The 9,745-nt window shown below is 53.1% G+C and carries 10 protein-coding genes; 4 read left to right on the top strand and 6 right to left on the bottom strand.

What is annotated here, in order from left to right; all coding sequences use genetic code 11:
* Positions 1-41 precede the first annotated feature (41 nt).
* The 5 genes from EP25_RS0117715 to EP25_RS0117695 all read right to left on the bottom strand — a co-directional run bounded on the left by EP25_RS0117715 (position 42) and on the right by EP25_RS0117695 (position 4,923).
* The gene (locus tag EP25_RS0117715) at positions 42-623 is read right to left on the bottom strand and encodes a hypothetical protein (protein ID WP_031435121.1); all 582 of its coding nucleotides are present in this window, start codon (positions 621-623) and stop codon (positions 42-44) included.
* Positions 624-855: 232 nt separating this feature from the next.
* Positions 856-1,875, bottom strand: coding sequence for a tRNA preQ1(34) S-adenosylmethionine ribosyltransferase-isomerase QueA (queA, locus tag EP25_RS0117710; RefSeq protein WP_031435120.1), 1,020 nt, complete (start codon positions 1,873-1,875; stop codon positions 856-858).
* Positions 1,876-1,894: 19 nt separating this feature from the next.
* Positions 1,895-3,184, bottom strand: a complete 1,290-nt coding sequence (locus tag EP25_RS22615; RefSeq protein WP_051906832.1) for a MinD/ParA family protein — start codon at positions 3,182-3,184, stop codon at positions 1,895-1,897.
* 6 nt (positions 3,185-3,190) lie between these two features.
* A complete protein-coding gene (locus EP25_RS0117700; RefSeq protein WP_031435118.1) occupies positions 3,191-4,330 on the bottom strand; it encodes a type III PLP-dependent enzyme domain-containing protein in 1,140 nt (379 codons plus the stop codon).
* Positions 4,330-4,923 carry a 5-formyltetrahydrofolate cyclo-ligase gene (locus tag EP25_RS0117695; RefSeq protein ID WP_031435117.1) on the bottom strand — a complete coding sequence of 198 codons (594 nt, stop codon included), beginning with the start codon at positions 4,921-4,923 and terminating at the stop codon, positions 4,330-4,332. Before EP25_RS0117695 ends, EP25_RS0117700 begins: the two co-directional genes overlap by 1 nt.
* Positions 4,924-5,122: 199 nt before the next feature.
* Here EP25_RS0117695 and EP25_RS0117690 point away from each other — a divergent pair, with 199 nt between their 5' ends.
* Positions 5,123-6,031 carry an NADP-dependent methylenetetrahydromethanopterin/methylenetetrahydrofolate dehydrogenase gene (locus EP25_RS0117690; RefSeq protein ID WP_031435116.1) on the top strand — a complete coding sequence of 303 codons (909 nt, stop codon included), beginning with the start codon at positions 5,123-5,125 and terminating at the stop codon, positions 6,029-6,031.
* Positions 6,032-6,068: 37 nt separating this feature from the next.
* Positions 6,069-6,974, top strand: a complete 906-nt coding sequence (locus EP25_RS0117685) for an NAD(P)-dependent methylenetetrahydromethanopterin dehydrogenase (protein ID WP_031435115.1) — start codon at positions 6,069-6,071, stop codon at positions 6,972-6,974.
* A gap of 43 nt (positions 6,975-7,017) precedes the next feature.
* On the opposite strand, the gene EP25_RS0117680 is transcribed toward EP25_RS0117685, so the two are convergent.
* Positions 7,018-7,656 carry a response regulator gene (locus tag EP25_RS0117680; protein WP_031435114.1) on the bottom strand — a complete coding sequence of 213 codons (639 nt, stop codon included), beginning with the start codon at positions 7,654-7,656 and terminating at the stop codon, positions 7,018-7,020.
* Positions 7,657-7,843: 187 nt separating this feature from the next.
* On the opposite strand from EP25_RS0117680, the gene EP25_RS0117675 reads away from it, so the two are divergent.
* Positions 7,844-8,674: a motility protein A gene (locus EP25_RS0117675; RefSeq protein WP_051906829.1), complete on the top strand. Its 831-nt coding sequence runs from the start codon at positions 7,844-7,846 to the stop codon at positions 8,672-8,674.
* 7 nt (positions 8,675-8,681) lie between these two features.
* Complete coding sequence (locus EP25_RS22610) at positions 8,682-9,650, top strand: OmpA/MotB family protein (RefSeq protein WP_051906827.1); 969 nt, start codon at positions 8,682-8,684, stop codon at positions 9,648-9,650.
* The last annotated feature ends 95 nt before the right edge of the window (positions 9,651-9,745 follow it).

The following is a 9,745-nucleotide window of genomic DNA, read 5'->3' as shown; positions in this document are numbered from 1 at the left end:
ATCCTTTAATTATATACCGAGCGCCACGGTATTTCATGGCGCTATTCCTGATGTTCGTCCAACCAATCGGCCAAACGGAGCAAGGCCCAACCGCGCAGGGCGAGTTCCACGCTAAGACAAAACGACAATACCGCGCTGGAAGGCTCGCCCGGCCATTGCACCCAAATCAACAGCCCCAAGACCAGGGAAACCCCACCGCCGATCATGGTTTGCTTGGTGGTCGCGAAATGGCCGGCATAAGCGCCTATGACCCTGAACAGGCCCTTCACCATTAAAAACACGGCGATCAAAATACTCAATTTATAAGCCGGGTAATTAAGGCTGAAAAATAACACCATACCGACCACGCTATCGAGAATGGCAAACTGCAGATTGACGAAAAAGCGCGTGGTTTTCCGCGAGATATACGTATCCAGGGATTCGACAACCCCGGTTAACAGAATGACGAAGGAGGCCACCGGCAACCAAGCATTCTTATACGACAACATGCCGACATTGGGTGCGATAATCGAGCCTAATGCAATCAACACCCCGACCCCCAGCAAGATATAGCCGCGCAGTCTAATCAAGTTCTTTTGCGGCAAAAACTGAGTCAATTCCTGTTGTTCTTCTAGTTCTTTCATGACCCACCTCTCTGATACTATTTTGATTTTGTTACAAATTAGTGACAGTCTCACTTAAACATAAAGCGATGCCGGAGTCCATCTTTTAGGATACGGTAAATTTTAACTTCCCGATTTTTTCTATCCTCATCGTTTCCATGTTCTGGCGTCGCTCCGCAGGAGCATGAGAACCAGAGGAAGAGATGCCGGCGTCTACGCCTCGGCAACAAAAAAGGTCACCGCATTCGGATTATCAATACAGAAACATGGCATCGCCGTAACTGAAGAAGCGATATTTTTCCTCTACGGCATGACGATACGCGTTCATGATGGGCTCGTAACCGGCAAACGCCGCCACCAGCACCAGTAAGGTGGACTCCGGCAGGTGAAAATTGGTCAACATGGCATCGACCGTACGGAAACGGTAACCCGGCGTGATGAACAAGTCGGTATCCCCGAAACCGGCTTGCAATTCGCCGTTGCGCGAGGCCGACTCCAGGGCCCTGACCGCGGTCGTGCCGATGGCGACGACCCGGCCGCCCTGCTGCCGGGTCCTTTGCACCGCGACCACGGTGTCTTCGGACACGGAATAATACTCCTTATGCATGACGTGCTCGGATAGGTTTTCCACCCTGACCGGCTGAAAGGTGCCACTGCCGACATGCAGCGTGACATAAGTGCTAGCGATCCCTTTTTGCGCCAAGGCATCCAACATGTCTTGATCGAAATGCAGGCCGGCGGTCGGCGCGGCGACCGCTCCCGCTTCCCGGGCAAAAACGGTCTGATAGCGGCTCAGGTCCTCTTCATCATCGGCGCGGGTGATATAGGGAGGCAACGGCATGTGGCCGATGCGATCGAGTAGACTGGACAAGGTTTCATCCGTGTCGAAGTGCAGGCAAAACAAATCTCCTTCCCTGCCGGTCACGCGGCAGGCAATATCGCCGTCCAGTTCGATCACCGCGCCGGCCTTGGGCGACTTGCTGGCGCGCATATGAGCGATGGCACTGTGGTCGTCGAGCACCCGCTCGATCAGGATTTCCACCTTCCCGCCGGTTGTTTTACGGCCGAACAAACGGGCCGGAATGACCTTGGTATTATTGAAGACCAATAAATCCTTGGCATCGATCAAGCCGGCAAAATCGTTGAACATCCGGTCGTCCAGTTCGCCGTTATTTTTGTTTAGACACAACAGTCGACTGGCGCTACGTTCCGGCAAAGGTTTTTGTGCAATCAGTTCTTCGGGTAATGGATAGTAAAAATCGCTCTTTTTCATGTGGCCGCAAGGATTGGAATTATTTGTTGTTCAACAGGCGGGTAATTTTAGCCAATAATTGTTCGCCGTCGTCGTAATAAGTGACCCCGAAACGGGTCCGATAGAGTTTGCCGAATTGCTTGAGCAGGCTGGAAAATTGCTCGCGGGAAGTTCGCTCGTCCCGCAGCTGTTGCAACAGCATGGTTTCTGGATCTTCGAGACATTGGTGAAAACGGCGCTCGAAGCCTTCCAACAAGGCCCGATGAAGCCGGCGCGCTTTTTCCTCGCTGGTCGAGGCATCCGCGAACCACTCCGCGATAGCGCTGTCCATGCTCTTGATTGGCTTGAGATATTTTTTTTCAAACATGGCTTCCAGCGTGTTGATCAATTCGCGCATGTCGTCTTCCGGATAATCGCGGCGTTGCAGCCAAGCGATGATATCGGCCAACTGCAGCTCGGATTCCGCTTTGCGTTTTCCGACTGTCGATAACGCGGAAGCCACGACCTGCTCCTGCCGCCGCGTTTTTTGTTGCGCTGCCGCCGAGAGTTTCTGCCAGTAATGGCTGAAATAAGGCAGGTTCTTCGCATTCAGGAATTGCCTTTTGACGATGTCCGCCAAAGCGAAAAAACAACAACTCACGGAACTATCGGGCGCGCCGGTCACGACCGGCACCTGGCGTCCAACCGCTTCAGGCAAGGCTCGGTCATCGGCCAGATATCCCAAATAATGGATATCGACGCGGAGATATTTGGCCACCGCGCCCTGAAAACGCTTGAAGATTTTCTGGCTGGTTTTGTAATCGTCGACCCGGTTGACCAAGGCGAACAGATTACGTTTGCCGCCCCGTAGCGTCAACATTTTCAGCAAGGCGAAGGCATCGGTCAGCGACGTCGGCTCCGGCGTGATAACGACGACCCGATATTGGGCCGAAGCGACGAAATCGAGCACACCGCTGTCGATCCCGGCGGCGGTATCGATCAAAATAAAATCGAACTCCTGCTCCAGTTTTTGTAATGCCCGCACCAAAAGCAGCCGTTTTTCCTCGCCCAGTTCGATGCAATGCTGCACGCCGGATGCGGCCGGGATGACATGCAGGCCGCCCTCGACCCGGACCATGATATCCGTCAGTGCGCGCTCGCCGTTCAACACATGCTCGAGCGTGTATTGCGGCTGAATGCCCAACAGAATATTGACATTGGCCAGTCCGGTGTCGGCGTCGAACAGACACACCTTGGCGCCGCGCGCGACCAACGCCAAACCCAGATTGGTCGCGGCGTTGGTCTTGCCGACGCCGCCCTTGCCGCTGGTTATCGCAATGACCGAGGCCACAGGCCCTTACCCGTCAACCAGCCATTGCCGGCGATAATCTTGATAATCATAGTGTTTCAATCGCTGGAAGTTTTTCCCGTCCCAGTTGTAAATATCAGGCAGATTATAGCCGTTGAAACGATGGGCCTTGATCAAACTATAGGCGCCGCAGTGCTTGAAGACGATGCGGTCGCCGACCTCGGGCTTGCTAGCGAATCCGTATTCGCCGAACAAATCGCCCGCCAAGCAGGTCGACCCGGCCAATATCACAGGAACATCGCCGCAAGGTTGCCGCAACAATTCTGGCTGATATTGATATTCGAAAACCTCCGGGTTGTGATTGACCGACGTATCGAGGATCGCCACCGTTTTTCCGCCGCTGTCGAAACGATCGACGACGGTGCTCACCAGATAACCGGCCTGTTTGACCACGTCATTGCCCGGTTCGACATAGACATCGATCGCGTAATCTCGACGTAAGCCCTGCACTAGCTCGACAAATGCTCCGCGTTGTTCAATTTGGCTGAACAGATAACCGCCCCCCAGATTCAACCATTTCAAGTTCCTCATCTTGTTTAACAATCGATGGCGGATGATTTCGACCGTTCGCGACATGGGCGTGAAATCTGGGCAGGAAAACACGGTATGAAAATGCAATCCTTCCAACTGCTCGATGCCATCCACACTGTCCAAGGTATCGATATCGACCCCCAGTTTCGAGTGCAATCGGCAAGGATCGTAACGTTGATCGTAGACGAACGGTACTTTCGGATTAAGGCGCAATCCCGGCGAAAAAACCTCGCCCAATCCCGCCATGGCCCGCCATTGACTGGTTGAATTGAAACTGACATGCGAGCACAATTCGCTCAATTCGGGGAATTCATCCTTTCTGAGTCCTGGCGTCGTCAAATGCACGCTGCCATGGTCTGCGATACACTCACGCGCCAACCTTGCCTCGAACAGCGAACTGACGGATATGCCGTCGCTGACATCGATTGCCAGCTCGAGTATCGATTGCAAAGGCAGCGCCTTCATCGAATACAAAACCTTGCAACCGCTTTCCTCGCGCAGCAGCGCCAACGACTGCAAGCGCCGGCGGACATCGGTTTCGTCGATGACGAAGGCCGGCGTCGTCGCAATTTTTTCACCAAATAATTGCCGTTCCATCACCCCCTGTCGCCTCGATAGATTGTTAGTTCGGTTATCACTTTATTCATAGCCACATCATGCCGATCCATTTCCACCCTGTCCACTAATTGAGACTCATAACACACACCCGCCAAAACCGTATCGGGCCGCACTTCGGCCAGTAGACGGTCATAATAACCGGCGCCATTACCGAGCCGACCGCCGCGGCGATCGAAAGCCACTCCCGGCACCATGATTAGGTCCAATTGTTCAGCTGCCACCTTTTTTCCCGGCTCCAACCATCTTTGCCTTGGCGGCTCCAGGATTCCCCAGGTTCCCGGTTCCAGTTCGTTGAGATTTTGCAATCGCCATAACCCGAGCCGTTTATTCCCTTGTTCGTCAACCGTGCAATACGGAATCACGCAACGTTTGTCCGATTCAAGCGCGGCTTGCAGAGCCTCCAGCGTTCTCACCTCCGAGCGGCAGTGCAGATACCACATGACGGTCTCGGCGTTAAGATACTCCGGCATTTGCATAAACCGTCGACAGATGATCCGACTGGCCGTCTTCTTATCGGTTTGCGCCCGCCGGGCCGCATAACCTTGACGACGTTGTTCCTGCTTCAGAGTCATGACATCCCCTTTCGTCTTTCGTCTTTCGTCTTTCGTCTTTCGTCTTTCGTCTTTCGTCTTTCGTCTTTCGTCTTTCGTCTTTCGTCTTTCGTCTTTCGCCCGGCATTATACCCCGGCGCGCAAAATCCAGCGGTTTAAGCCTGTTAACGGCCTGTTTTTTCTTTTATACTTAGCCGCTGAATAGATTTTAGAGGTAAACATGGAAAAACCATTCATTTTGCATATGCTGACAACAGCAAAAAACTTGAGCCCGTTCGATGTCAACATGGCGATGGACGCGGGCTGGCTGCATGCTGTCCCTTATATCAATGTCGAACCCAGTGAAGTTCGCGGCCTGGTTCAGGACGCCATCTTCTCCCGCAGCCCGAAAGGCTTGATCCGGACCGGTATTTTCATCGGCGGCCGTGAAACCAAGCAGGCCATGGACATGCTGAAGATCGCCAAGAATTCGATGGTTCCTCCTTTCGAAGTTTCCGTGTTTGCCGACCCCAGCGGTGCTTTTACAACAGCTGCCGGCATGGTCGCGGCTGTTGAAAAAGAACTAGCTGAAAAATTCAATACGACCCTGGAAGGCAAGAATATCCTGGCCCTGGGCGGCACCGGCCCGGTCGGACAAGCGGCCGCGGTCATATCGGCACAAGCCGGCGCCAATGTTCGCATCATCGGCCGTCAGTTGGAAAAAGCCGAAAGAGTCGCCGAACTGTGCAATGAAGAATTTGGCGATGGAAAAATCAATATTACCGCCGGCGCCGATGCCGATAAAGCGGAATACATCAAAACGGCCGATGTGGTATTCGCCACCGGTGCTGCTGGCATCGAGCTGTTGAGCGCGGAACTAATTGCTTCGGCTCCGCAATTGAAAGTAGCAGCCGACGTCAACGCAGTCCCGCCAGCTGGTATTGCGGGTGTCGACGCCTTCGACAACGGTAAAGCGATTGCCGGCTCCCAAAGCGGCGCTGTCGGAATTGGCGCCCTGGCTATCGGCAATATCAAATATCAGGCGCAAAGCCGCTTGCTGAAGAAAATGCTGGAATCCGACAAGCCATTATATCTGCATTTCGAACACGCATTTGAAGTCGCCCGTGAATTTATTAAAGAAACTGCTTAAAGGTTTTTGCCCCCATCATCCGAAAGGAGACGCCAGAATGGAAAAACGCAGTATTCTCCACATGCTCGACCCGATGCCTAATAACAGTCCATTCGATGTGAATATGGCACTGGATGCCGGTTTCGACGTGTTGATGCCTTATTCCAATGTCAAGCTGGAAAGCGTGCCTGGCTTGACTCAAGACGCCATCTTTTCGCGCGGCCCCGCCGGCGTCAAGAAAACCGCATTATTCATCGGCGGCCGCGACATGGGGTTGGCCATCGATATGCTGAAATCGGCCCGGCAGGCCATGGTGCCTCCTTTTGAAATTTCCGTTTTTGCCGACCCCAGCGGCGCCTTTACCACGGCCGCCGCCCTCGTCGCGTGCGTGGAAAGGGAATTGAAACAAAAACACGGAAAGGAATTGAAGGAATGTAAGGCGCTGGTGTTCGGCGGCACTGGTCCGGTCGGCATCGCCACCGGCGTCATCGCATCGCTGGCCGGCGCCGAGACTACATTAGTGGACCATTTGTCGGTCGAGACCGCTAATGACGCCGCCAAGGAATACAATCGCCGTTTCAAGGCCTCGTTACAAGGCGCTGTCGCCGGATCCGATGCTGAAAAAGCGGCGTTGATCGCCGATGCCGACATCATTTTCTGCACCGCCAAGGCCGGCATTCAGGTTTTGAATGCCGGAGTGCTGGCGCAGGCCAAGCAACTGAAAGTGGCCGGCGATGTTAACGCCGTTCCGCCTTTGGGTATCGACGGAATCAAATTGAAGGACTTCGGCGCTCCATTGATTCATGCCACTCAATCGAAAGGAGCTGTCGGTGTGGGTTCTTTGGCCGTCGGCGACATCAAATACCGTCTGCAAAACGTCCTGTTGAAATCGATGTTGGAAACAGACAAACCATTATATCTCGATTTCCGCGACGCGTTCAGCAAAGCGCAAACATTGGTGTAAACCAACGACCCGCTTCCGCCGCAAATAATTGCGGCGGGGCCAATCAAACCGATTCCAGCAAATTGAATTTGACCGCCAAGCGCGTCAACTCGACATCATTCTTGACTTTCAACTTGTCATACAGGCGGTAGCGATAGGTATTGACCGTTTTATCGCTGATCACGAGAATATCCGACATTTCCTGAATGCTTTTCCCTTGCAAAATCAAGTTAACGACTTGAGACTCCCTTTGCGACAATTTGGCGAAAGGTGACGGCTCTTGCTCCTCCAAGCCCTGGAAGGCAAGGTTGTTCGCCACTTCCGAGCACAAATAGCGTTTGCCGGACATGACGACATGAATGGCGTTGACCATTTCGCTGACCGGCGAGCCTTTGGAAATAAATCCCTTCGCCCCCATTTTCAATAACCGTTGCGGAACCGGCCCGTCATTACATACCGATAACGCCACGACCCTGGCTTCGGGGTGGCGCTGCAATATCCTTCGGCAAGCCTCCACGCCGCCGATACCCGGCATCTGGATATCCATCATGACAATATCCGGCAAATGTTTTTCAACGGCTTCCACAGCCTCTTCGCCGGTACCGCATACCGCAACCACCGAAATATCTTCCTCCTGATTGAGTAATGCCTCAACTCCAGTCCTAACTAATTCGTGATCATCAACAAGCAAAACTTTAATCATAAAATCCACTTTGAGATAAGTTTAATATTCTGATCAGATGGAGCAAATAAATTGACTACGCTTCCATCCCATGGATCCCCTGCATGGCAAATCAAGTATTTACCGATTTCTTTACGGATTTATCCATATTACTCTTGAAACCTAATCATAGCCTATTTTCGTGCAAAAGTTATGCTATGATTTTTTCATGAAAAATCGTAACTGGCTGTTTGCCTCCTTGAACCAACAACCGGCGCTAAATTATTCGACGGTACTGGGCTTATTGTTAAGCCTGGCCCTACTCTTTTTCATTATTTACTTTGCCGCCAATGACCCCGACACCTTCATCAACTGGCCAGGTCTAACGATTGTCCTTGTTGGAACCATCGCCGCCGCCTTGCTCAGCTATCCGCTACACGATGTCAAACGCGCCATCAAATCGATCAAGCTGGTATTTTTATACGAAAGCCTGAATCCGCAACGGGAAGCCGATGAAATCGCCGCCGTCGCCAGGATGTGGTTCAACCGCGACACCATCGCGATAGAGAATGTCATCGATTCCATCAACAATCCTTACTTAAAAACCAGTTTCCAATTAATCGTCGACAACACTCCGCTCGACGATATCCTGGCCTTGTTGAAATGGCGCATTTCGCGCCTGCGCGCCAAGGAAAGAGCAGAATCCAGCATTTTCCACAGCATGGCCGCCTTTGCCCCCGCCTTCGGCATGCTGGGAACCTTGGTCGGCCTGATCAACATGTTGCAAATCATCGAAATCAAGGACATCAGTTCACTCACCGCCAACATGGCGATTGCCCTGACCACGACCTTTTACGGTTTGATGCTAGCCAACCTGGTATTCAACCCCATCGCCATCAAACTGGAACGCCGAACGGAACAGCGCATCATGATCATGAGTATGATCATGGAAGGCATTACCTTGATCGCCGAACGCCGCGCCCCGTCTTTCGTTCGTGAAACCCTCAGTTCCTTCATCGCCCATTATGACGATGAATTGAAGGAAAATACCAAAAGATAACCAAACCATGCCCCGGCCATCCTTTTCCCGCCTCGAATCATCGCAGAGCATCGACGAATTGCTTAGCCTGAGCGACAGACGCCATCCACCGAATTGGTTGCTGACCTATATCGATGTCTTCGTCTTGGTCGTGATGCTGGTGGTCACGCTGGTTGCCCTGAGCAGTTTCGAGCCGGTCCCGAGTCAGGCACGCGACGCCCTTGCGACCGTGACTGCCCCCGCCCCTCCCGAGGCGGCCGCCTCCGCAAAGGCCGAAAGGGAAACAACGCCCGAGCAAGCGCCAGTCGAACCAGCCGCGCCCGAGTCCGAAACGGCTGCGCCGGAAACCGAAGATTCCACCGCCGAAATCGAACCCGTTGCACCGATTCCCGTCGAGCCGGCAGAAAACGCAGCCATAGAGGTAGCGCCATCCGTTGTCGAACCGGTAGAAGAACCCGCAGTCACCGAGGAACGGGCGCTACCGAGTCAGGAAGTAACGGAATCCGTCGAACAAATGCAACCGACAGAGCCCCCGCCTGAACAAGCAAGCCAACAGCAATTGCAACAACAGCTGGAACAGTTAGGGCTGAACAACAGCATCAACATGACCGTCACTCAGGGTTACGCCCAACTGGAAATACAAGACAATATTCTCTACCAATCATCGGAAGCAGCCCTGACCGAATCGGGCCGCGCCGTCTTGAGCAAATTGACTCCGCTGCTGAAACAAGCTAAGGGATTGATTTATATAGAGGGGCATACCGATAACCGTCCGATAAAGACGGCCCAATTTCCCTCCAATTGGGAACTGGGGGCGGCCAGGGCCACCAGCGTGCTGCATTTTCTGGCCTCGCAGCAAATCGACGCCGCGCGCATGCGAGCGGTCACCTATGCCGATACCAAACCGGTGGCCGACAACGCCAGCGAACAAGGCCGGCAAAAAAACCGCCGCGTCAATATCGTGATCAAGGTATCCGACGAGGACGAGAACGAATAGTTGGACGAAGCCGCTAACGCGGAGAAAAGCGGCAGTAGCCGGTAATTTATAAAATGTAATCTCACGCCCTCTTTTAAGAGGGATTATTCCATGAC

This window comes from Methylomarinum vadi (genome assembly GCF_000733935.1).
In the GTDB taxonomy this organism is placed as follows: Bacteria; Pseudomonadota; Gammaproteobacteria; order Methylococcales; family Methylomonadaceae; genus Methylomarinum; species Methylomarinum vadi.
This window is presented reverse-complemented; position numbering and strand designations above follow the sequence as displayed.

Coding starts and splice junctions, on each gene's coding strand:
- EP25_RS0117715 (WP_031435121.1), bottom strand. CDS start 623: ATGAAAGAACTAGAAGAACAACAGGAATTGACTCAGTTTTTGCCGCAA.
- queA (WP_031435120.1), bottom strand. CDS start 1,875: ATGAAAAAGAGCGATTTTTACTATCCATTACCCGAAGAACTGATTGCA.
- EP25_RS0117700 (WP_031435118.1), bottom strand. CDS start 4,330: ATGGAACGGCAATTATTTGGTGAAAAAATTGCGACGACGCCGGCCTTC.
- EP25_RS0117695 (WP_031435117.1), bottom strand. CDS start 4,923: ATGACTCTGAAGCAGGAACAACGTCGTCAAGGTTATGCGGCCCGGCGG.
- EP25_RS0117690 (WP_031435116.1), top strand. CDS start 5,123: ATGGAAAAACCATTCATTTTGCATATGCTGACAACAGCAAAAAACTTG.
- EP25_RS0117685 (WP_031435115.1), top strand. CDS start 6,069: ATGGAAAAACGCAGTATTCTCCACATGCTCGACCCGATGCCTAATAAC.
- EP25_RS0117680 (WP_031435114.1), bottom strand. CDS start 7,656: ATGATTAAAGTTTTGCTTGTTGATGATCACGAATTAGTTAGGACTGGA.
- EP25_RS0117675 (WP_051906829.1), top strand. CDS start 7,844: ATGAAAAATCGTAACTGGCTGTTTGCCTCCTTGAACCAACAACCGGCG.
- EP25_RS22610 (WP_051906827.1), top strand. CDS start 8,682: ATGCCCCGGCCATCCTTTTCCCGCCTCGAATCATCGCAGAGCATCGAC.